Source organism: Nocardia sp. bgisy134, from assembly GCF_965341865.1.
GTDB lineage: Bacteria > Actinomycetota > Actinomycetes > Mycobacteriales > Mycobacteriaceae > Nocardia.
Genome location: NZ_CBDQZP010000003.1, coordinates 440,095 through 464,954, shown reverse-complemented (window position 1 = coordinate 464,954; position 24,860 = coordinate 440,095). Strand labels below are relative to the sequence as shown.

Genomic DNA, 24,860 nt, shown 5'->3' with positions numbered 1-24,860 from the left:
CACTTTTGCGGGGGTTGTCGCTAAGGTGTGACAGGGACTACACAGGTGGTCGCGTCCCGTCGTCAAACTCGGAGGTTCTCATGCCGCACAAGTTCATCGCGCCGAGCGACACCGACGAAGCCGAGCTCGTCGAGGAGACCCTCATCGAAGAGGTGTCCATCGACGGCATGTGCGGCGTCTACTGACGGGCGAGAACGGCATGCTCGATCTCGATACCCGATGGCAACTGCATCCGAGGGTGGCGCTGCGCCCCGAGCCCTTCGGCGCGTTGCTCTACCACTTCGGCACGCGCAAGCTCTCGTTCCTGAAGAGCAGGCGCATCGTCGAGATCGTGCGATCGCTGCCGGAACACGCGTCGGTGCGCTCGGCGCTGCGCGCGGCCGGTGTCGCCGACGAAGGCGCCGCGCCGTACGTGCGGGCGCTCGCGCAACTGGCCGAAGGTGACATGATCATCGGCGCGCCGGATATCGCATCCGGCGCCGCGGGAGCCAAGCCCGCGCTGGCGCAGGCCGTCCGGCCGGATGCGGGGGTGGTCCCGCGGTCGGGCGGCGCTGCGGTCACTACCGCTGCGTCCACCACCGTCGCCGGCGTATCGGAATCCGGTGCGCCACAGGCCGATCGCGCGGTGCGCCTGGTCGACCGTTTCGAGTCCGGCCTCGCCGCGCCGATCTGTCTCACCTGGGAACTCACCTACGCCTGCAATCTGTCCTGCGTGCACTGTCTTTCGTCGTCGGGCCGCCGCGATCCGCGCGAGCTCAGCACCGAGCAGTGCAAGGCGCTGATCGACGAGTTCGAGCGCATGCAGGTGTTCTACGTGAACATCGGCGGCGGCGAACCCACTGTGCGCCCGGACTTCTGGGAGCTGGTCGATTACGCGACCGCGCACCATGTGGGAGTCAAGTTCTCCACCAACGGCGTTCGCATCACCCCGGACGTCGCCGCGCGGCTGGCCGCGAGCGACTATGTGGACGTACAGGTTTCGCTGGACGGCGCGGACGCGGCGGTCAACGACGCGGTGCGCGGACCCGGCTCCTACGACATGGCGATCCGCGCGCTGGAGAACCTGGCGGCCGCCGGTTTTCGCGACGCGAAGCTCTCGGTGGTGGCGACCAGGCACAACATCGCGCAGCTCGACGAGTTCCGCGCCATCGCCGAAAGGTACGGCGCGACATTGCGACTCACCCGGCTGCGGCCCTCCGGCCGCGGTGCGGACGTGTGGGACGAGCTGCATCCCACCCCTGATCAGCAGCGGGTGCTCTACGACTGGCTGCTGCGCAACGGCGAGGGCGTGCTGACCGGCGACTCGTTCTTCCACCTCTCGGCCTTCGGGCAGGCGCTGCCCGGCCTGAACATGTGCGGCGCGGGTCGCGTGGTCTGCCTGGTCGACCCGGTGGGCGATGTATACGCCTGCCCGTTCGCCATCCACGATCGCTTCCTGGCCGGAAACGTGTTGTCCGACGACGGTTTTCGCAATGTCTGGCAGACATCGCAGCTGTTCTCCGAGCTGCGCGAACCCAGCGGCGGTGGCGCCTGCTCGGGATGCGCGCATTACGATGCCTGCCGGGGCGGTTGCATGGCGGCGAAGTTCTTCACCGGACTGCCCGCCGACGGGCCCGACCCGGAGTGCGTGCAGGGTTACGGCGAGGCCGCGCTGGCCGACGCGGGACGGACCATACCGCGCTCTTCGGTGGACCACTCGCGCCGCGCCGCACCGCGGAGTGGCGCGGCGCGCAAGTCCGGGCCGATCCCGCTGACGTTATCGGCGCGACGGCCATCGCGCGCCTGCGACGAGAGTCCGCTGGCATGACCACCCGCCGGTTGCCAGCCGTGCGCTGCCAGCCGGCGAGCGCAGGTTATCGATGGGGCAGCGATGAATAGCTACTGCGTTGCCGGAACTCGCTATCGAATTGTCCGCAACCCCTCCGCAACACGCCGTGGTTCGAGTCGCACACGGTCACGGGCCTATTCGTGCGGAATTCCGTTCTTTTTTCGGGACCGATGATGCCCGCGCACGAATATCCGCCTAGCATGCCAGGAATGCGCCATGATCGATTGCCCGACGGCTTCGGGGTACGTATCGATCCACGGGTACGCGCATACTCCGGCGGACGCATCCTGATCGGGGGCTCACCCGCCAGGTTGCTACGACTTGCCCCGGAGGCCGCCGAGATGATCGGCGACGGGTACCTCGAGGTCACCGACCCCAAGTCGGCGGTTGTTGCCAGACGGCTGCTCGATTCCGGAGTCGCCAATCCGCGGCCGCAACTGCTGCCCTCGCCCGACGACGTGACCGTCATCGTGCCGCTGCACAACAACGCCGACGGCCTCGCCCGGCTGTTGGCGGCGCTGCGCGGGCACACGGTGATCGTCGTCGACGACGGTTCCGACCAACCGGTGCGGATCCCGGAGTCCCGTGGCACTCGCTGCCGGGTCACCGTGTTGCGCCACGACGAGCGGCAGGGCCCGTCGGCTGCCCGCAATGCCGGCCTGCGGGCGGCGACAAGTGAATTCGTCGCGTTTCTGGATTCCGACGTGGTGCCGCGCAGCGGCTGGCTCGAGGTCATGCTCGGGCATTTCAGCGATCCGAAGGTCGCGCTCGTTGCGCCCCGCATCGTCGCGCTGGATCCGGAGACCAACGCGCTGGCCCGCTACGAGCACACCCGCTCCTCGCTCGACCTGGGTAGGAGGGAGGCGGCCGTGCAATCGCGCGGCCTGGTCTCGTACGTGCCGAGCGCCGCGCTGCTGGTGCGGCGGCAGGCGCTGCTCGCCGAGGGCGGCTTCGACGAATCCATGCGGGTCGCCGAGGACGTCGACCTGTGCTGGCGGCTGGAGCAGGCGGGCTGGCGGCTGCGCTACGAGCCCGCCGCGCACGTGGCGCACGATCACCGTGTCTCGTTCCCGTCCTGGTTCGGGCGAAAGCTGTTCTACGGCACGGGCGCCGCGCCGCTCGGCGAGCGGCACGGCAAGGGCATGGTCTCGCCGCTGTCGGTGCCGTCCTGGACGGTGGTGGCAGCGGTGCTGTTCGCGACGATGTCGAAGTGGGGACTGCTCGGCGGCATCGTCACCCTCGTCACGGCGCTGGCCCGGCTGCGGCGAGTGTTCACCGCACTGGACAACCCCACGCGCATCGCGTCCATCTACCTCGCCCGCGGTTTCTTCTCCGGGCTGTGGCGGTTGGCGTCGGCGATGTGCAGGCACTACTGGCCGGTGACGCTGCTCGCGATGCTGGCCTCGCGGCGCATCCGGCGGATCGCGGTGACCATGGCGGTGGCCGACGGCCTCGCCGACTGGTTCACCCACCGCGACGCGGGCGGGCTCGACCCGTTCCGCTACCTGGCCTACAAGCGTCTCGACGACATCGCCTACGGCACCGGGCTCTGGCTCGGCGCCTTTCGGGCGCGCAGCGTCGAGGCGCTCAAACCCACGGCGCCAGCGCGGTGAAATCCACCGCGCCACCGCGCTGATCGTTGTTTGCCGGGCCGACGGCCCGCCCGTCGGATGAGCTGGTTCCTATGGTCGACACCCTGATCGTCGGTGGCGGCACCGCGGGGTGCGTGCTCGCGGCGAGGTTGAGCGAAGCGCCCGATCACACCGTACGCCTGCTGGAGGCGGGCACGGTGTGGTCCACCGCGGCCGAAATGCCCGCGGCGCTGCGCGATGCCACGCGGCTGCCGATCGGGCCGGAAGCGCGATGGTTGTGGCGGTATCCCGCGACGCTCGCGGCGAGTTCGGACGACGACCGCGCGGTCGAGGGGAACTTGGTACGCGGCAGGGTGATCGGCGGCTCCAGCACGGTCAACGGCAGCTATTTCGTGCGCGCACCCGCCGCCGACTTCGCGGCCTGGAGCGCGGCGCTCGGCGGCGCGCGCGACTGGTCCTTCGAGTCGGTGCTGCCCGCCTACCGCAGGCTCGAGGACGACCGCGACTACGGCGACCGGCCCGGACACGGCCGAGGCGGCCCGATCCCGGTGCGCCGCACGACCGATCCGACACCGGTGAGCCGCGCGTTCGCCACGGCCGCGCGCGACGCGGGTTTCGCCGAGGTGCCAGATCTCAACACGCTGCCCGATCTCAACGCGCTGCCGGACGCGGGCCCCGCGGAGGGCGTGGGACCGGTGCCGTGCAACGTCGACGGCGGTGCGCGCGTGGGCACGGCGTCGGCCTATCTGCTGCCCGCCCTGGCGCGCCCGAACTTATCCGTGCAAGGCGGAGTCCTGGTGTCGCGCATCCGTTTCCACGGTGATCGCGCGATCGGCGTCGACTACCGGCGCGGCGAGACGAGCGGCACGATCCGGGCCGATCGGATCGTGCTGTGCGCGGGCGCGGTGGAGTCGGCGGCGCTGCTGCTGCGCTCGGGGATCGGGCCGCCGGACGAGCTGGCGGCGCTCGGCATACCGGTGGTGCGTCCCGCGCCCGTGGGCGCCGGGTTCGACGACCACCCCGAGATCGGCCTCGAATATCTGCTCGACGTGCCGACTCCCGCGGCGGTGCCGCTGGAGTACGTGCTGACCCTGGACGACATCGAAATCCGGCCGTACACAGTGCCGTTCGCCTTGGATCGGCACCGGCTCGGCGTCGCGCTGATGCGTCCCGAGTCCGCGGGCTTGCTGCGGCTGCGCGGCGCCGATCCGCTCGCCGCGCCCCGGATCGAGCACCGCTATCTGGCGGGCGCCGCCGATCGAGCGCGGCTGCGGGACGCCGTCGCGCTGGCGGTCGAGGTGCTGCACCGGATACCGGGCGCCTACCCGTGTCACTCGCCGCCCGCGTCCGGTCACGATGCCTGGCTGCGCGCGAATCTTTCCACCTCGCAACATCTCTCGGGCACCTGCCGGATGGGCGCTGCCGAGCATGCGGTGGTCGACACGCGGTGCGCGGTGCACGGGGTGAGCGGATTGTCCGTGGTGGATCTGTCCGTCGTTCCGGTGCCGCTGAGCCGGGGACCGCAGGCCACGACGGTGATGCTCGCCGAACATGCTGCGGGCTGGCTCACATCGTGAAGTGAAAGACGGATGGGTCACAAAATGAGGAGGTTCGTCCCGGATGTGACCTGGCGGACAAACCAGAACATCCGCCCTTCCTTGTGAATACGCGCCGGTACAGTTTGGGGCGGAAAGAAAGGCAAATGGTCAGCAATCTTGCAGGTGGGCGGTCCCCACGGCACGGCGTCGAACCTGGCACGCAACTCGGCGCACTGGAAGCCTATGCCGCACAAGCACATGGATATCTTAGCGCGGGTGGCGAGCAGCTCGCGCAGCTAGCCGGTTTGCTGCGTCCGCTCGTGTTGGAATCCTGGTTGCGCAGCCTGCGTACCGGCGTCGATCCGATGGACGTGCTGAGCGAACGCGGCTTGCGCGGAGCCGATTTGCAACGTTATCGGGATGCTCATCCGATGGCGGGCCTGATGCCGCTGATCGATAAATTGCTCGTCGAAGACGCGGCTCGTACGGGTCTGATAGTCGCGATCGCCGATCAATTCGGGCGAGTACTTTCGGTGCACGGCAAACCCGAACAAGTCGCGGCCGCAGCGGAGATCGGACTGCGCGCGGGCGATGATCTGAGCGAGCGCCGGGTCGGCACCAATGCGGTGGGTTTGGTCGTCCGCACCGGCCGCGCCGCCTGGATCCATGGGCCAGAGCACTTTTTGCACCGCATGCACCAGATCACCGGCGCCGCAGCGCCGGTGCACGACCCGGACGGCAGGCTGGTGGGTGTCCTGGTGATAGCTGGGGGTGTGCGGGTGGCGAAGCCCGAGATCCTCGCGCTGGTGAAGGCGACGGCCACCGCCGCGGAGATGGATCTGGTGCTCAGTGCGATGCGCTCGGGTCGGCACGGCCTGCATGGGCGGGAACGGCCGGAACCCGTGGCGGCCGCCGAGTCGCGCGGTCTCGGCCTCGACGTGCTCGGTCTCGGGCAGCCGCAACTGACCATCGCGGGCGATCGGGTTCCGTTGTCGCAGCGGCACGCCGAGATCCTGCTGCTGCTGGCCGAGCATCCCGAGGGGCTCGGCGCCGACCACCTCGCACTGCTGCTCGACGACACCGATCTGGACAACGGCACGATCCGCGCCGCCATGTCCCGGCTGCGGTCGGTGGTCGGTCCGACCGTGTTCGGTTCGCGCCCATACAAGTTGCGCGTCCATGTCGCAACCGATGTGGAGGCGCTGCGGGCGGCACTCGACTCCGGTGATGTCGATTCCGCATTACGTCTCTATGCCGGTCCGGTGCTGCCGCGTTCCACCGCACCGGGAATTATCGATATTCGAGACGAACTGCGCGTGCGGTTGCGTACCGCGGTGCTCGGTTCGCGTGATGCCGCGGTGTTGCGGCGCTGGACCGCCGGCGCGGAAGGTCGCGACGACGCCGCGGCATGGGCCGTATACCGCGCGGCCGTAGATCGCGATTCTCCGCTGTATGCGCAGATCGAGGCCAAGATTCGGGTACTCGATCGCCGCCTCGGCGCCGATGCAACGCGGATGCAACGTTCCGGCTCATAGTCTGCACATCTGAAAGTGCGGTAGCTCACAAAGCGACACGGATTGTGGTCGCGCGCACAATTCTGCTCGGAGTTAGCTGTCGTCCGCGAGCGAGATGGACAACCGTCCAGGTTTTTTATCGGAACTTGTTCCTTTTTATTTCCCGACCGCCTAATGTTCGCAATGCGCGGTGACATCCGTGTGACGTAGGAAACACCACCGGGGGCGTGGACCGAGTCCCCCGGCAGTGGAGTTGGAGGAACGATCAAGAGTTAGGCACGGCGGCTCCGGCCGCCGATCTCGTCTCACCAATTTGTTGGATCTCGCGCGGGTGACGTCGTCACCGTCGCGCTCTCGCCGAATCGCCTGTAGTGGCGCCGATGCCAGGCGTCGGGTCGGAGGACCCACCCGCCGGGGGTTTCTTCGTGCTGCCCAAAAGCCTTCGGCCAGCTGTTCTTTCGCTTAACGAGGAGGCTCTGGTGCACGGTACGGAGTTGGGTGGGTTCAGCGCGCGGCCGAACGGGAACGCGGCGAGCCATACACCGTCCCTCACATCGTTTCCGCTCGCTCCCGCGCAGCTCGGCCTCTGGTACGCGCAGCTGCTCGAGCCCCAGGTCCCGATCAATGTCGCGCAGTACGTCGACGTGCAGGGCGAGCTGGATGCGGCACTGCTGCAGGAGGTTTCGCGCGCGGCGGCGCTCGACTACGGGTCCACGCTGGTGCGGCTCGGCGAGGAGGGCGGCACGCCGTATCAGTGCGTCGACACCGAACTGTCCATCGACATCCCACTGATCGACTTTCGCTCGCACGCCGACCCGGTGGCCGCCGCCACGGAGTGGATGCGCGCCGATGCCTGCGCCCCGGTGGATCTGGTGCGCGACAGGCTGTTCGCGGGCGCGGTGCTGCGCATCGCCGATCGACGCTACTTCTGGTACCTGCGCGCCCACCACATCGTGCTCGACGGCTACGGCGCGCTGACCAACACCATACGGGTGGCCGAGCGGTACACCGCGCGGGTGCTCGGCGCGGAGCCGGAAGCCATCCGGCCGGGCAGCCTGGAGACGCTCGTCGAGGGCGAGATCGCCTACCGCGAGAGCGGGCGCTACGCGACCGACCGCGCCCACTGGGCCGAGCGGGTGGCCGGGCTCGACGGCGTGACCAGCCTGGACCCGCGCACCGCCCCGCGCGCGGCGAGCAACCTGATCGTCGGACGCGGCCTGCCCGACGAGCTGGTCGATCGAATGAACACCGTTGCCGAGAGCCAGGATTCGACGATCGCGGTGGTGCTTCTCGCGGCCTTCGCCGGATACCTCGGCCGCCTGACCGACCGCGACGACGTGGTGCTGAGTCTGCCGGTCACCGCGCGCACCACCGCCGTGATGCGGCGCTCGGCGGGCATGCTCTCCAACATCGTGCCGCTGCGGATGTCGCTGGGCGCGGCTACCTGGGGTGACCTGTTGCGCGCCACCCGCGTCGAGGTCGCCGGGGCGCTGCGGCACCAGCGGTACCGGCACGAGGACATTCGCCGCGACGCCGACCACGACGGCCGCCCGGCCCGGCGCGCGTTGTTCGGCCCGCTGGCCAACATCATGCTGTTCCGCAGCGACCTGACGCTCGGCACCACGACGGGCCGGTACCACGTGCTGTCCACCGGACCGGTGGAGGACCTGAGCCTGAACGTCTACTACGGCGAACGCGACCGCGTGCACGTCGATTTCGAGGCGAACCCGAACCTCTACGCGGCCGACGACCTGGCCCGCCATCACGCCCGTTTCGTGCAGTACCTGGAGCGGCTGGTCGCCGCGGACCTGGACGCGCCGATGGCCGCGATCGATGTGGCGACCGAGCTGGAGATCGAGGTCAGCACCCGAATATGGAACGCCACCGGCTGCGATGTCGAGGCGCTTGTCGCCACCCGTGCGCCGGGCGCGCACTCCGCCGCGACGCTGGTGGCGATGTTCGAGGCGCAGACGGCCCGAACCCCGGACGCGGTCGCGCTGCGCTGGGACGTTGCGCTGCGCGGGGACGTTGCGCTGCGCGGGGACGTTGCGCTGCGCGGGGCCGACGCACCGGACGCCACGCTGACCTACCGCCAACTGGCCGCCGAGGTGAACCGGCTGGCCAGGTGTCTGATCGAGCGCGGTGTCGGACCGGAGACCCTGGTCGCCCTGCACCTGCGCAGGTCGCCCGAGCTGGTCGTCGCCATGTACGCGGTACTCACGGCGGGCGCGGCCTACGTGCCGCTGGACCCGGACCACCCGGCCGATCGCACCGCGCACATCCTGGCCACCGCCCGGCCCGCCTGTGTCCTCACCGCCGAGGACCTCGCGGTCGACGTGCCGGTGGTGCGGCTGGATCGCCTGGAGCAGCGCGGATATCCGGACGGTCCGGTCTGGGAGCGCGAGCGCACCGCCGCGCTGCGGCAGGACCACCCCGCGTATGTGATCTTCACCTCCGGTTCCACCGGCAAGCCCAAGGGCGTGGTGGTGACCCACGAGGCCATCGTGAACCGATTGGTGTGGATGCAGGAGACCTATCGGCTGACCGCGGCCGACGTGGTGCTGCAAAAGACCCCCGCGACGTTCGACGTGTCGGTGTGGGAGTTCTTCTGGCCCTTGCAGATCGGTGCCACATTGGTGCTCGCGCAGCCCGACGGCCATCGCGACCCGGCCTACCTGCGCGAAGTCATCGCCGAATATGGCGTCACCACCGCGCATTTCGTGCCGTCGATGCTGGAAGCCTTTCTGGCGCATCAGGACATCGCGCGCGATTCCACGCTTCGCTCGGTCTTCGCTTCCGGTGAGGCGCTGCCCGCCGCGCTGGCCCAGCGGATGCGGGTGCTGACCGGCGCCCGGCTGCACAACCTGTACGGTCCCACCGAGGCTGCGGTGGACGTCACCTTTCACGAGGTGACCGATACCGATACCCTCTCGGTGCCGATCGGAGCGCCGGTGTTCAACACTCGGCTCTATGTGCTCGATTCCCGGCTGCGGCCGGTGCCGGTCGGGGCTCCGGGTGAGCTGTATCTGTCGGGGGTACAGCTCGCCCGGGGTTATGTCGCCAGGCCCGGCCTGACGGCCGCGCGTTTCCTCGCCGACCCGTTCGCGGGCCAGGACGGGCCCGCGGCGCCGGGCGACCGGATGTATCGCACCGGTGACCTGGTGCGCTGGACCACCAACGGCGAACTGGAATACCTGGGTCGCACCGATTTCCAGGTGAAGCTGCGCGGCCTGCGCATCGAGCTCGGCGAGATCGAGGCGGTGCTAGGCACGGTCGACTCGGTGGTGCGCGCCGTCGTCGTGGTGCGCGACGCCGCGGGCGCCGGCGAACAGCTGGTGGCGTACGCGGTGGAGTCCGAGCCCGGCACCGTGCGGCCCGAACAGCTGCGGGCCGCGGCGGCGGGATCGCTGCCCGGCTACATGGTGCCCGCGGCCTACGTGGTTCTCGACGCCCTCCCGGTCAACGCGTCGGGCAAATTGGACCGCGCGGCCCTGCCCGCGCCGCCGCGGCGCAGCGCCGAATACCACGCGCCGGTCACCGAAGTCGAGCAGGCGGTCGCCCGCGTGTTCGGCGAGGTGCTCGGCCGCGCGTCGGTCGGCCGCGACGACGACTTCTTCGCACTCGGCGGCAACAGCCTGGTGGCCACGCAGGTGACCGCCCGGCTGGCCGCCGACCTGGGCTGCCCGCTCGGAGTCCGCGAATTGTTCACCGCCACCACGGTGTCCGATCTCGCGGAACTGATCGAGCGGGCGGGCGGAACCGGCGGCGCGTCCGCGCCCCGCAGGCTGCGGGTGGTACCGCGGCCGCCGCTGGTTCCGCTTTCTCCCGCGCAGCAGCGGATCTGGTTCCTGAACCGCTTCGAACGCTCCGCCGACTACAACATGCCGTTCGTGGCGCGGCTGCGCGGCGAGGTGGACGTGACCGCGCTGCGGCGGGCGATCGGCGACGTGGTGGCGCGGCACGAGGTGCTGCGCACCGTGTTCCCCGCCGTGCTCGACGAGCCGGACCACGATGTCCCTGCGCAGCAGATCGTGTTGTCCGCCGACGAGGTCGCGGTGCTCGGCGCAACCGAGCCGATCGGCGCGGCCGAGCTGGACGCGGCGCTGGCCGGATTCGCCGCCACCGGCTTCGACCTGGAGTGCGAGATCCCGTTGCGCGCGCGGCTGTTCGCCGTCGACTCCGACGGCTACGCCCTGGCCCTCGTGCTGCATCACATCGCGGCGGACGGGCTTTCGCTGCGCGTGTTGGCCCGCGACGTGATGACGGCCTATGCCGCTCGCCGGGCGGGCGGGACGCCGGACTGGTCTCCGCTCGCGGTGCAGTACGCCGACTACGGCCTGTGGCAGCGGGAGGCGCTCGGCGCGGCATCCGACCCGGACGCGCCGCTGGCCCGTCAACTGGCCTATTGGACCGAGACGCTGGCAGGCGCACCGGATCTGCTGGAGCTGCCCGCCGATCGGCCGCGCCCCGCGATCGCTACCGGACGCGGCGCGGCGTACCGCTTCGAGGTGCCCACCGCGGTGGTCGCGCGCGTCACCGCGACCGCGCGGGCCACCGGGCTCTCCGAGTTCATGGTCCTGCACGCCGCGCTCGCGCTGCTGCTCGCACGACTGACCGGCGGCGACGACATCGTGGTCGGCACGCCGGTCGCCGGGCGCGGCGAACGCGAACTCGACGACATGATCGGCATGTTCGTCAACACCCTGGTGCTGCGCACCCGGATCGACGCCGCGGCGACCGGCGCGGAACTGCTCGCCGCGGTGCGCGCGACGGACCTCGCCGCCTTCGGGCACGCGCAGGTTCCGTTCGAGCAGGTGGTCGACGCGCTGAACCCGCCGCGCTCGCAGGCCAGGCATCCGCTCTTCCAGGTGTTGCTCTCGGTCGACAACGCCGCCGACATCCGATTCGAACTCCCCGGTATGTCGGTTCGCACCGGTACCCTGGACACCGGGGTGACCAAGTTCGATCTCCAGCTCACGGTCACCGCAGGCTTCGCCGGTGCCGGACTCGGGGAAGGTTCGGCACCGGCGGGGGTCCCGGCCGAATTCACCTACACCACAGATCTCTTCGACGAGGCCACCGTCGCCGACTTCGCGCGCTGGTATCTGCGCGTGCTCGAGGCGCTGACGAGCGACACGGACACGGCGGTCGGCGATCTGCCGCTGCTGGACACCGCCGAACTGGGTTGGGCGGTGGAGCTGGGCCGGGCGATCGAGCCGGGCTCGGCGGGAGAGTCGGCCGCAGCGGGGGAGCCGGTCGCGGCGGGCACCGTGCTCGCGGCGTTCGAAGCGCAGGTCCGCCGCACCCCCGATGCCGTCGCGGTGATCGACGGCGACCACACGCTGACCTACGCGGCATTCGCGGCGGGGGTGCATCGGCTGGCTCGGCGTCTCATCGATGCCGGTGTCGGCCCGGAGACGCTGGTGGTGCTCGGGATGCGGCGCAGCGCCGACTTCGTGCTCGCCGCCTACGCGGCGCTGACAGCAGGCGGCGGATACGTTCCCGTCGATCCGGATCAGCCCGCGTCGCGGCTCGCCCACGTGCTGTCCTCCGCCCGTGCGGTGTGCGTGCTCACCCGGTCCTCCGACGGATGGGCGGTGACGTCGGAGGGCGCGCCGCCGGTCCTCGAGGTGGACGCGCTCGATCTGTCGGGCTACGCGGACGCCGCAGTGCTCGACGAGGAACGCCTGCGCCCGCTGCGCGCCGCCAACACCGCGTACGTGATCTTCACCTCCGGGTCGACCGGCCGCCCGAAAGGCGTTGCGGTGCAGCATGACTCGGTGGCGAACCAGGTGCGCTGGATCGTCGGCGAATACGGCGTCGGCCCCGCCGACGTCGTGCTGTTCAAGACTCCCGCGACCTTCGACGTCTCGGTCTGGGAACTGTTCGCGCCGTTGACGAGCGGCGCGCGCCTGGTGGTCGCCGCGCACGAGGGACACCGCGACAGCGCCTATCTCGCCGCGACCATCGCGGCGCACGGCGTCACGATGACGTCCTTCGTGCCCTCGATGCTCACGGTGTTCGCCGCCGCCGCGCCCGCCGCGTCGATCGCCACCCTGCGCGCCGTCTTCGTCGCGGGCGAGGCGATGACCGGCGAAGCGGCCGCGGAATTCGCCGCCGTGAGCGGCGCCGAACTGCACAATCTCTACGGTCCGACCGAATTCACGGTGCACGCCACGCACGCGCCGGTGACCGCGACCCCGGGTCCGACGCCGATCGGGCGACCGGTGCGCGCCAGCCGCGTGCTGGTGCTGGACAGCCGGCTGCGCCCGGTGCCGGAAACGGTGGTGGGCGAGCTGTACCTGTCCGGGGTGCAGCTCGCGCGCGGCTATCACGGCCGCCCTGAGCTCAGCGCCGAACGATTCGTCGCCGATCCCTACGGTCCTGCGGGCGCGCGCATGTACCGCACCGGCGATCTGGTTCGGCGGAACCGGGACGGACAACTGGAATACCTGGGACGCAGCGACTTCCAGGTGAAACTGCGCGGTCAGCGCATCGAGCTCGGCGAGATCGAGGCGGCGCTGCTCGCCCCCGATGTGCGCGCCGCCGCGGTGCGCGTCTTCGCCCATCCGGCCGGTGAGCTGCTGGTGGCGTACGTGGTGACCGACCTCCCCGAGACCGAGGTGGCCGCGGTGTTGGCAGGCAGGCTGCGCGCCACACTGCCTTCCTACATGGTGCCCTCCGCCTATGTCGCGCTGGCGGCCATGCCGCTGACCAGCTCGGGCAAGCTGGACCGCAAGGCGCTGCCCGATCCGGTGTTGGCGGCCAAGGAATTCCGCGCCCCGGTCACCGAGGCCGAGCGCGCGGTGGCCGAGGTGTTCGCCGAGGTGCTCGGACTCGACCGGGTCGGTCTCGACGACGACTTCTTCGCCGTCGGCGGAAACTCGTTGGTGGCCACCCGAATCGCCGCGCGGCTGGCCGCCCGGCTGCGGGCCGACGTGCCGGTGCGGCTGCTCTTCGAACACCCGACCGTGGTCGCGCTCGCCGCGGAGTTGGCGGGCGCGCCGACCGCGCGCATCCGTCAGCCGCTGGTCGCCACGGAGCGCCCGGCGATCGTGCCGCTCTCCTACGCGCAGCAGCGGATGTGGTTCCTGAACCAGTTCGACGCGACATCCACGGCGAACAATCTGACTGCCGCGGTCCGGCTCACCGGTCCGCTGGACCGGACGGCGCTGGCCGCCGCCGTCACCGACGTCGTCGTCAGGCACGAGGCGCTGCGCACCCGGTACCCCGCCGTCGACGGATCGGCGCGCCAAGAGGTCCTTCCCGCGGACCGCGGCCCGGTCCTGGAGATCGTCGACGAGACCGACGAGGTGCTCGACCGGGTACGCGCGCTCGCCGCAATGCCTTTCGCCGTGACGCAGGCTCCGCCGGTGCGCCTGACGCTGCTGCGCCGCTCCGATGTCGAGCACGTGCTCGTCGTGTCGCTGCACCACATCGCCGCGGACGGCTGGTCCATCGCGCCGTTCACGCGGGACCTGCTGCGCGCCTACTCTTCTCGGCGCGCAGGAAACGCGCCGGACTGGTCGCCCCTTCCGGTGCAGTACGCCGACTACACGCTGTGGCAGCGCCGAATCCTCGGCTCCGAGGACGATCCCGACTCGCTGATGGCCGAGCAGCTGCGGTTCTGGTCCGCCGAATTGGCCGACCTGCCGGACCTGCTCGCCCTGCCCGCCGACCGGCCCCGCCCCGCCGCCGCCTCGGGACGCGGAGCACGGCACGCCTTCCGAATTCCCGCCGCGACCCACCGACGGCTGCGCGAGATCGCCGAGTCAGCCAATACGTCGCTGTTCATGGTGCTGCACGCGGCCGTCGCGGCGATGCTGGCGAAGCTCTCCGGTCAGCGGGACATCGCGATCGGCACCCCGGTCGCGGGCCGCGGCGAGCAGGCGCTCGACGACCTCGTCGGCATGTTCGTCAACACCCTGGTGCTGCGCGCCGACGTGCGACCCGAACGCACCTTCGCCGAGCTGGTCGCGGCCGTGCGCGACGGCGACCTGCGCGCGTTCGCCCACGGCGACGTGCCGTTCGAGCGGCTCGTCGAAGTGCTCGACCCCGAGCGATCGGCGGCAAGGCACCCGCTGTTCCAGGTGATGCTGGACTTCCAGAACACCGCGAGCGCGACCGTCGAGCTGGCCGACCTGCACGTCGGCGAACTCGACATCGACACGCACACCGCGAAATTCGATCTCCAGCTCACGCTCGCCGAGACGGCGGACGGCATCGACGCCGTCTTCGAGTACGCGACCGACCTGTTCGACGCCGACACCGTCGCCTCGTTCGCGGCCCGGCTCGAGCGGGTGCTCGACGAGGTCTGCGCCGATCCCGCCGTGCTCGTCGGCGACATCGATACGCTGTCTGCCGCCGAACGCACCCAGTTGCTCGGCACGTGGAACGCCACCGCACGCGCCCTCGGCCCCGTGGCGACCTTGGTGTCGCTGTTCGAGGCGCAGGCACGGCGGACCCCCGGCGCCATCGCGGTGACCTTCGAGGACGAGTCGGCGGCCCACCCGTCGCCCGACCACCACCCCACATCGAGTCGCTACGCGACGCTCACCTATGGCGAGTTCGCGGGCCGGGTCAACCGGTTGGCGCGGCTGCTGGTGTCCATCGGCGTGCGGCCGGAGCGCACCGTGGCGATCGGCATGCGGCGCTCGCTGGATCTGGTCGTCGCGATGTACGCGGTGATCACGGCGGGCGGCGCGTACGTCCCGGTGGATCCCGACCATCCCGCCGAGCGCATCGAGCACGTGTTGCGCGGTGCGCGGCCGGTGTGTGTGCTCAGCCGCACCGGCGACGGCCTGGATCTCGCGTCGTCCGAGGGCGGTGCGCGGGTGTGGGCGGTGCTGGATGTCGACCAGTTCGACACCTCCGACTACTCCGACGCCCCGCTCACCGACGCGGATCGGCTCGGTGCGCTCGGCCCGGGCAACGCGGCCTACGTCCTGTTCACCTCCGGGTCCACCGGTATGCCCAAGGGTGTCGCGGTGTCGCACGCGGCGATCGTGAACCGGCTGCTGTGGATGCAGTCCGAATACGGGCTCACCGCCGAGGACGTCGTGTTGCAGAAGACGCCCGCGACGTTCGACGTGTCGGTGTGGGAGTTCTTCTGGCCGTTGCAGATCGGCGCCCGTCTGGCGGTGGCGCGCCCGGACGGGCACCGCGATCCGCGCTATCTCGCCGAGCTGATCATCCGGGAACGGGTGTCGGTGGCGCATTTCGTGCCCTCGATGCTGGCGGTGTTTGTCGCGGAACACGCGGTGGCGCAGTGCGATTCGCTGCGCATGGTGTTCGCCTCCGGCGAGGCGCTGGTGCCGGGACCCGCGCAGCGGCTGCGCGCGCTGACCGGAGCGCGGCTGCACAACCTGTACGGCCCGACCGAGGCGGCCGTCGACGTCACCTACCACGAGGTGGTCGACGCGGACACCGACAGCGTGCCGATCGGCGTCCCGGTGGCCAACACCCGGGTGTACGTACTGGATTCGCGGCTGCGGCCGGTGCCGGTCGGCGTGCCGGGCGAGCTGTACCTCGCGGGCGCGCAGCTGGCGCGCGGGTATGCGCGGCGGCCGGATCTCACCGCGGATCGCTTCGTGGCCAATCCGTTCGCCAGCGCCGAGCGCATGTACCGCACCGGCGATCTCGTCCGATGGCTTCCCGCATCGCGAAGCGATTCGATGGGTGGCTGGGCGACGGGTGAGCTGGAGTACCTGGGCCGCACCGATTTCCAGGTGAAGCTGCGCGGTCTGCGCATCGAGCTCGGCGAGATCGAGGCCGCCCTGATCGCGCTGCCGGAGATCGACCAGGCCGTCGTCGTGGTGCGAGACGGTACGCAGCTCGTCGCGTACCTGATCGCCGCGCCGGAGTCGGCCATCGACATAGATTCGGTGAAAGCAGCTCTGTCACAGCGCATACCGGCGTATATGGTGCCCTCGGCGTTCGTCTCGCTGGAGGAGTTCCCGCTCAACGCCTCCGGCAAGCTCGATCGTAAGGCCCTGCCCGCGCCGGTGCTCGAGGCGGCGGCGTTCCGCGCGCCGGTGACACCCGCACAGCAGCTCGTCGCGCGCGTATTCGCCGATGTGCTTGGCGTGCCGCGCGTCGGGCTCGACGACGACTTCTTCGCGCTCGGCGGCAATTCGCTCACCGCCACCAGGGTGGCGGCCCGGCTCGGCGCGGCGCTGGACACCCAGCTGCCGGTGCGGCTGCTCTTCGACGCGCCCAGGGTGCACGCTATGGCGACGCGGGCCGAAGCGTTGCGCGGCCGTGGCGGCAGGCCGGCGCCGACCCACCGCCCGCGGCCCGAGCGATTGCCGCTCTCGCCCGCGCAACAGCGCATCTGGTTCCTGAACCGTTTCCTCGCCGACGCCGATGGGCCGGGCGACGCGGTCGACAACATCCCGGTCGCGCTGCGGCTCGGCGGTGACCTCGACGTCCCGGCGCTGGAGGCCGCGCTCGGCGACGTCATCGCCAGGCACGAGTCGCTGCGCACCGTGTACCCGGCCGGACCCGACGGCGCCGAGCAAGTGGTCCTGCCGCGCCGGGCTCCGGTGCTGCGCCAGGAGCGGGTCGCGGAATCGGCGCTGACCGAACGCCTCGCCGCCTGCGCCGCGGTCACTTTCGATCTCACCGAAGAGACCCCGCTGCGCGCCCACCTGTTCGCGCTCACCGGCGCCGAATCGGTGGAGCACGTGCTCCTGCTCGTGTTGCACCACATCTCGGCCGACGGATTCTCGCTCGGTCCGCTGGCCGCCGACCTCATGACCGCCTACGCCGCCCGTCGCGACGGCGGCGCGCCGGACTGGACTCCGCTGCCCATCCAGTACGCCGACTACACCCTGTGGCAGGCCGAAATCCTCGGCGCCGCCGACGATCCCGAGTCGCGCGCGCACCGTCAGCTGGAGTTCTGGCGTCGCACGCTCGACGGCCTGCCCGAACAGCTGGAGCTGCCCGCCGACCGGCCGCGCCCGGCCGTGTCCACCCATCGCGGCGCGACCCACCGGCTGCGCATCGATTCCGACCTGCACAGCGAGCTGCGCGAACTCGCGCGCAAGCGGGAGACCACGCTGTTCAGCACCGTGCACGCCGCGCTGGCCGTACTGCTCGCGCGGTTGTCGGGGAGTGCGGACATCGCCATCGGCACCCCGGTGGCCGGACGCGGCGAGGCCGAACTCGACGGCTTGGTAGGCATGTTCGTCAACACCTTGGTGCTGCGCAGCCGGATCGACCCGCGGGCGCGGTTCGAGACCGTCCTCGACGACGTGCGTTCCCGCGACCTGGAGGCGCTCGCGCACGCCGACCTGCCCTTCGAGCGGCTGGTCGAGCTGCTCGCGCCGCACCGCGCGCGCAACCGCCACCCGCTCTTCCAGGTCGCACTCACCATGCAGAATTTCACCGTGCCCGTGCTCGAGCTGGCCGGGCTTCGGGTGCGGCCGGTCGAGCTGGACGCGGTCGGCGCCGAATTCGATCTACAGTTCACCGTGGTGGCTGCCGACGATTCGGACGGCCGCGCCGACGGCATCGACATCGAGATCACCTACGCCACAGATCTTTTCGACTGCGAAACGGTGGCGGTGCTGGCCCGCCGGTTCACCCAGGTGCTGGCGGCGGTCGCCGCGGACGCGACGGTCGCGGTCGGCGACATCCAGCTGCTCTCCGCGGAGGAACAGCGCCGCGCGCTGGTCGAATGGGCGAGCACCGGCCCGGACCTGGCCGCCGCCGACGAGACGCTGATAGACCGCTTCCGTTGCGCCGCAGCGCTCGATCCGACCGCCGTCGCGGTGCGCGCGGGCGAAGAGGTCGTGACCTACCGCGAGCTGACGGCCAGGGCCAACCGACTGGCCCGGCGGCTGATCGCCGCGGGCGTCGGGCCGGAAACCCTGGTGGCGGTGGCGCTGCCGCGATCGGTCGAGCTGATCGTCGCGCTGCTCGCCGTGCTCGAGGCGGGCGGTGGCTACCTGCCGATCGACCCCGACTACCCGGCCGATCGCATCGAGTACATGATCGACGACGCCCGGCCGGTCTGCGCCGTCAGCTCCGCCGCGACGGGCCTGCCGCGCGACTGGTTCGGCGGCCCGGTACTCGATGTGGCGGCCGACCTCGCGTCGGTGAGCGCCGAGCCGCTCACCGACGCCGACCGGCGGGCCCCGCTGCATCCGGCGCACACCGCGTACGTCATCTACACCTCCGGTTCCACCGGCAGGCCGAAAGGCGTTGCCGTACCGCACCGCAACGTGCTCAGGCTGCTCGACAACACCCGGCGCCGGTTCGAGTTCGGGCCCTCGGACGTGTGGACCATGTTCCACTCCTACGCCTTCGACTTCTCGGTGTGGGAGCTGTGGGGCGCGCTGCTGTTCGGCGGCGAACTCGTGGTGGTGGACTACTTCACGTCGCGATCGCCGGAGCAGTTCCGCCGTCTGCTCGTCGAGCGGGCGGTGACGGTGCTGAACCAGACGCCGTCGGCGTTCTATCAGCTCATGGCGGCCGACGCCGCGGTCGATCCCGCCGAATTTGCCCTGCGCCACGTGATTTTCGGCGGTGAGGCGCTGGAACCGCAGCGGCTGGCCGGGTGGTTCGCGCGCTATCCCGACGGCCCGCGCCTGGTGAACATGTACGGCATCACCGAGACCACGGTGCATGTGTCGTACCGCCCGATCGAGCCGGGCACGGGGTCGGCGAGCGTGATCGGCGGCGCGATTCCCGGGCTCACGGTGCGGGTGCTCGACGCGCGGCTGCGGCCGGTGCCGGTCGGGGTGCCGGGCGAGATCTATGTCTCCGGCGGTCAGCTGGCTCGCGGCTACCTGGGCCGGGCGGCGCTCACCGCGAGCCGTTTCGTCGCCGATCCCTACGCGGCCGACGGTTCGCGCGCCTACCGCTCCGGCGATCTGGCGCGCTGGACCGCCGACGGCGAGCTGGAGTACCTCGGCCGCGCCGACCAGCAGGTGAACCTGCGCGGGTTCCGCATCGAGCTCGGCGAGATCGAGGCGGCCGTGCTCGACACCGGTGCGGTCACCGAGGCCGCGGTGGTGGTGCGGACCGATCTGGTGGACGAGGCGCGGATCGTCGCCTACGTCGTCGCGGACGGCTCGCTCGACGCGGCCGCGTTGCGCAGGGAGCTGGCGCGCACGCTGCCCGAGCACATGGTGCCCGCCGCTGTCGTCGCGCTGGATCGAATCCCGTTGACGGTCAACGGCAAACTCGATCGCGCCGCGCTGCCCGCCCCGGTCTTCGCGGCGACGACCTACCGCAAGCCCGGCACGGTCGTCGAGGAGATCGTCGCCGGTGTGTACGCCGAGGTGCTCGGTCTTTCGGCCGCGGGCCAGGTCGGGGCCGACGACGACTTCTTCGCGCTGGGCGGCAGCTCCCTGCTCGCCGCCAAGGCCGCCGCCCGGATCGGCGCGGCGCTCGGCAAGCCGGTCGGCGTGCGGGCGCTGTTCGAGTCGCCGCGAGTCGCGGAGCTGGCGGCGACCGTGAGCGCGGGGGAGGCCGGAGCCGCGCGGCCGCCGCTGGTGGCGGGCGCACGACCGCAGACGCTGCCGCTCTCGCCCGCCCAGCGGCGGATGTGGTTCCTGAACCGGTTCGACGGCGCGTCCGTCGCCTACAACATCCCGCTGGCGCTGCGGCTGACCGGCGACGTGGACGTACCCGCGCTCCAGTCCGCGCTGGCCGACGTGATCGGCAGGCACGAATCGCTGCGCACCACCTACCCCGAGCTGGACGGAGCGCCGACGCAGCGAATTCTGCCTGCGGCGCAGGCCGTTCCGGCACTGTACCCGGTGGATGTCACCGAAGACCGTCTGCCGCAGCGCGTTCGGGATCTCGCGGGCACCGCATTCGACGTCACCACCGAGATCCCGCTGCGAATGCGGTTGTTCCGCATCGGCTCCGACGATGTCGTGCTCGCGGGCGTGCTGCATCACATCGCCGCCGACGGGTCATCGGTCGCGCCGTTCGTGCGCGATCTGATGACGGCATACACCGCGCGCCTGGACGACCGCGCGCCGTGCTGGTCACCGCTGGCCGTGCAGTACGCCGATTACGCGCTGTGGCAGCGGGGGCTGCTCGGTGCCGAGGACGATCCGGACTCCCGCGCGTCCGAGCAGATCGCCTATTGGACCGAGGCGCTGGCCGGTCTGCCTGATCAGCTCGCGCTGCCCACCGATCGTCCCCGCCCGGTCCGGCAGAGCCTGCGCGGCGCGAAGACGGCTCGGCTGGTGCCGGCGCGGCTGCACGAGCAGCTTGTCGGTCTCGGCCGCGCGCACGGGGCGACGCTGTTCATGGTCGTGCACGCCGCCTTCGCCGCGTTGCTGGCCAGGCTGTCCGGCGTCGCCGACATCGCCGTCGGGACGCCCACGGCCGGGCGTGGGGAGGCCGAACTCGACGACGTGATCGGCATGTTCGTCAACACCCTGGTGCTGCGCACCCGCGTCGAGGGCGGTCAGTCCTTCGCCGAACTGCTCACCGAGGCTCGCGGCGCCGACATCGCCGCCTTCTCACACGCCGACGTGCCGTTCGAGCGACTGGTGGAGGTGCTGAATCCGGAGCGCTCCACCGCCCGACACCCGCTTTTCCAGGTGGGTTACTCGTTCCAGAATCACGAGCGCGGCGAACTGCGGTTGCCGGGACTAACCGTTCGCGAGCTCGAATTCGACAACGGCGTAGCGCAATTCGACCTGCACCTGTTCGCCGTCGACCGGTACGCCGCCGACGGCACGCCCGAGGGCATCCAGCTGACCCTCGGCTACGCCACCGACTTGTTCGAGCCGTCGACCGCCGAGCGGATCATCGACCTGCTCGAGAGCGTGCTGGAATCCGTTGTCGCACAGCCTGACGCACTGGTCGGCGACCTCGACCTGCTCGGCGACGAGCGTGCGCGTGTGCTGGGCGAATGGAACGCCACCGCCCATTCGGTCGAGCGGCTGACCCTCGCCGATCTTGTCGACCGGCAGGCGGCGCACACCCCGGCCGCTCCGGCGCTCGTCGACGCCGACACCGGAAAGTCTCTGAACTACGCCGAATTCGACGCTCGGGTGAACCGGCTGGCGCGCGCGTTGATCGGGCAGGGCGTCGGCCCGGAGCGCACCGTCGTGCTGGCCATGCGCCGGTCGGTCGAGCTGGTGATCGCCATGTACGCGGTGGTCCGCGCGGGCGGCGCCTACGTGCCGGTCGATCCGGACCACCCGGCCGACCGCATCGCCTACATCGTCGACACCGCCGCACCGGTCTGCGCTCTCACCACCGTGGCCGACGGCATGCCGATCGAGACCTCGGTGCGCGTCCTCGAGGTGGACCGGCTCGTGGCGGCGCACCTCTCGGCGGCCCCGGTCGCGGACAGCGAGCGGATCCGCCCGCTGCGCACGGAGCATCCGGCGTACGTCATCTTCACGTCCGGTTCGACCGGGCGGCCGAAGGGCGTCACCGTGCCGCACGCGGCGATCGTCAACCAGCTGGCCTGGCTGCGCGAGCGATTCACGCTCGGCGTGACCGACCGGACGCTGCTGAAAACGCCCGCCACCTTCGATCTCTCGGTGTGGGAGTTCTGGTCCCCGCTGGTCACCGGCGGCGCGCTGGTGGTGACCCGGCCCGGCGACGAGCGCGACCCGGATCGACTGCGCGCGCTGATGGCACGGCACGGCGTCACCGTGCTGTACGCGGTGCCGTCCCAGATCGGCATGCTGCTGGCGGCGTCGCCGGACGCACCGCTGCCCGCCGGGCTGCGGCGGGTACTTGCCATCGGTGAGGCGCTGCCGCCCGCGACCGCCGCCGAGTTCCTCGGTCGGGCGGCCGGTGGCGCGCGGCTCTACAACCTTTACGGACCGACCGAGGCCGCGGTGTCGATCACCGCGCACGAGGTGGCCGAGCGGCCGAGCCAGGCGGTGCCGATCGGCACGCCCGCCTGGAACAGCCGGGTGTACGTGGTGGACGACCGGCTACAGCCGGTCCCGGTCGGCGTCGCGGGCGAACTGTACCTGGCGGGTGCACAATTGGCGCGCGGCTACCAGCACAGGCCCGGCCTCACGGCGGACCGGTTCGTGGCCGATCCGTTCGCGGCCGAGTCGTCCGCGCGGATGTACCGCACCGGCGACATCGTCCGGTGGCGCGCCGACGGCAATCTCGAGTACCTGGAGCGGGCCGATTTCCAGGTCAAGATCGGCGGGTTCCGCATAGAGCTCGGCGAGGTGGAGACCGCGCTGCTGAAGCTGCCGGAGGTGCGGGCCGCGGTGGCCGTCGCCAAGGCGGACGAGCGGGCAGGCGCGCGCCTGGTCGCGTACGTCGTCCTGGCCGACGGCTGCGCCGAGTCCGCCGCGGACCTGCGCGCGAGCCTGGCGAAGCGGCTGCCGACCTACATGGTGCCCGCCGCCCTCGTCGCGCTGGACGCCCTGCCGCTCAACGCCAACGGGAAGGTCGACCGCGCGAAACTGCCCGAGCCGGTGTTCGAGGAGGCCGCCTTCCGCGCCCCGGCCACCGACCTGGAGCGCCTGGTCGCCGCCACCTTCGCCGCGGTGATCGACGGGGCAACGGCCGACCGCCGGATCGGCGCCGACACCGACTTCTTCGCGCTCGGCGGCAATTCGCTGCTCGCGACCAAGCTCGCGGCCCGTCTCGGCGCCGAACTCGGTGTGCGGGTTCCGGTCGCCATGGTGTTCGAGGAGCCGACCGTCGCGCGTCTGGCCCAGCGCCTGACCGACCAGGACGACGCCGAGGCACGACCGGCTCTGGTACGGCGCGACACCGCCCGCCCGGCCCGCCTCTCGCCCGCGCAGCAGCGCATGTGGGTGGTGAACCGTCTCGCGCAGGACTCGGCCGCCTACAACATCCCGGCCGCCATCCGGCTCACCGGCGCAACGGACCGAGCGGCGCTGGCGGCGGCCGCGCGGGACGTCCTGGAACGGCACGAGGCGCTGCGCACCCGCTATCCGGACACCGGAGAAGGCCCGGTGCAGGATGTGCTCGACGCCGCCGCGGTGCCGTTCGATCCGACGCCGATTCCAGTGCAGCCCAGCGAGATCGACGGTCGAATTGCGAAATTCGTTGCCGCCGGTTTCGACGTCACCGTCGCGCCGCCTGTCCGCGCCGCGCTGTTCGAACTCGCCGCCGACGAGCACGTGCTGGTCGTCGTGCTGCACCACATCTGCGCGGACGGCTACTCGATCGCGCCGCTGACCAGGGACCTGGTCCGCGCCTACGCCGACCGTGCGGCGGGCCGCGAACCGGGCTGGGCGCCGCTGCCCGTCCAGTACGGCGACTACAGCGAATGGCAGCGCGCGCTGCTCGGCTCCGCCGCCGATCCCGCGAGCTGGCACGCACGACAACTCGACTACTGGACAACGGAATTGGCGGGCGCGCCGGAAGTGCTCGCGTTGCCCACCGACCGCCCGCGTCCGGCGCACCGCGATATGCGCGGCGCCGCGATCGATTGCGCGGTCGACGCCGAGCTGACCCGCACGCTGGAGCGGATCGCGCGCGACCACGGGACCACGCTGTTCACCCTGATGCACAGCGCACTCGCTGTGCTGCTGGCCAAGCTGTCCGGCGCGGCCGACATCACCATCGGGGCCCCGGTGGCCGGGCGCGGCGCGGCCGAACTCGACGACCTGATCGGCATGTTCGTCAACACGGTGGTGCTGCGCACCGAGATCGAACCGCGCTCCGGCTTCGCCGATCTGCTTCGCCAGGCCAGGGATCGCGACCTCGCCGCGCTCTCGCACGCCGACCTGCCCTTCGAGCAAGTGGTGGAGGCCATGGGCCGCGCCAGGTCCGGCGCGTACTCTCCGCTGTTCCAGGTGATGTTCACCTTCCAGAACATGCCCGCGGGCCGCGTCGAACTGCCCGGCCTCGCTGTCGAAGTGCTCGATCCCGCGCCGGACGAGGCGAAGTTCGACCTGCAACTCACCGGCATCGAACGCTTCGACGCCGCGGGTGAACGGGACGGGCTCGCGCTTCGATTCGGCTACGCGACCGACATTTTCGACGCCGCGACGGTCCAGCGCTACGCCGACCGGCTGCTGCTGGTGCTCGCGGCGATCGCGGCGGACCCGGCGATCGCGATTCGCGCCATCGACATCCGCACCGAAGGTGAGCAGCGGCCCGCTGCCGCACCCGCGGTCACGATCGCCGAACTGCCCGAATTGATTTCCGCCGCAGCCGCTCTCGCGCCGGACGAACTCGCGTTCAGTCACGGTGCGCACCGGGTGTCCTATGCCGATCTCGCCGCGAAGCTGACGACCGTGGCCAAGGCCATGGGCGGAGCCGCGACACCGGAAGTCCTCATCAACGTCTCCCTCGCCGGGCTGGTGCCCGGCGTGCTCGCGGCGCTCGGCGGCGGCGGTCTCGCCGCCGCGCTGCACCGCCTCCTCACCGAGGCTCAGGCCGTGGTCTCCGAAAGGAATTAGCT

At 71.0% G+C, this 24,860-nt stretch carries 6 protein-coding genes and 1 pseudogene; all 7 read left to right on the top strand.

Annotated features, from left to right (window positions below):
* Window positions 1-80: 80 nt before the first annotated feature.
* Complete coding sequence (gene mftA, locus ACRWNM_RS08550) at window positions 81-185, top strand: mycofactocin precursor MftA (RefSeq protein WP_431965245.1); 105 nt, start codon at window positions 81-83, stop codon at window positions 183-185.
* A gap of 14 nt (window positions 186-199) precedes the next feature.
* Window positions 200-391 (top strand): annotated as a pseudogene (gene mftB / locus ACRWNM_RS08545) (mycofactocin biosynthesis chaperone MftB); the annotation flags it as partial.
* 234 nt (window positions 392-625) lie between these two features.
* Entirely contained in the window at window positions 626-1,807 is a 1,182-nt protein-coding gene (gene mftC, locus ACRWNM_RS08540; RefSeq protein ID WP_431965407.1) for a mycofactocin radical SAM maturase, read from the top strand.
* A 230-nt stretch (window positions 1,808-2,037) separates the two neighbouring features.
* Window positions 2,038-3,441, top strand: a complete 1,404-nt coding sequence (gene mftF / locus ACRWNM_RS08535) for a mycofactocin biosynthesis glycosyltransferase MftF (RefSeq protein ID WP_431965243.1) — start codon at window positions 2,038-2,040, stop codon at window positions 3,439-3,441.
* A 71-nt stretch (window positions 3,442-3,512) separates the two neighbouring features.
* On the top strand, window positions 3,513-4,997 hold the full coding sequence (mftG, locus tag ACRWNM_RS08530) for a mycofactocin dehydrogenase MftG (RefSeq protein WP_431965241.1): 1,485 nt from the start codon (window positions 3,513-3,515) through the stop codon (window positions 4,995-4,997).
* Between the two features lie 125 nt (window positions 4,998-5,122).
* Window positions 5,123-6,493 (top strand): GAF domain-containing protein, encoded by a 1,371-nt coding sequence (locus ACRWNM_RS08525; RefSeq protein ID WP_431965239.1) that lies wholly within the window; start codon window positions 5,123-5,125, stop codon window positions 6,491-6,493.
* 458 nt (window positions 6,494-6,951) lie between these two features.
* Window positions 6,952-24,858 (top strand): non-ribosomal peptide synthase/polyketide synthase, encoded by a 17,907-nt coding sequence (locus tag ACRWNM_RS08520; RefSeq protein ID WP_431965237.1) that lies wholly within the window; start codon window positions 6,952-6,954, stop codon window positions 24,856-24,858.
* Window positions 24,859-24,860 lie beyond the last annotated feature (2 nt).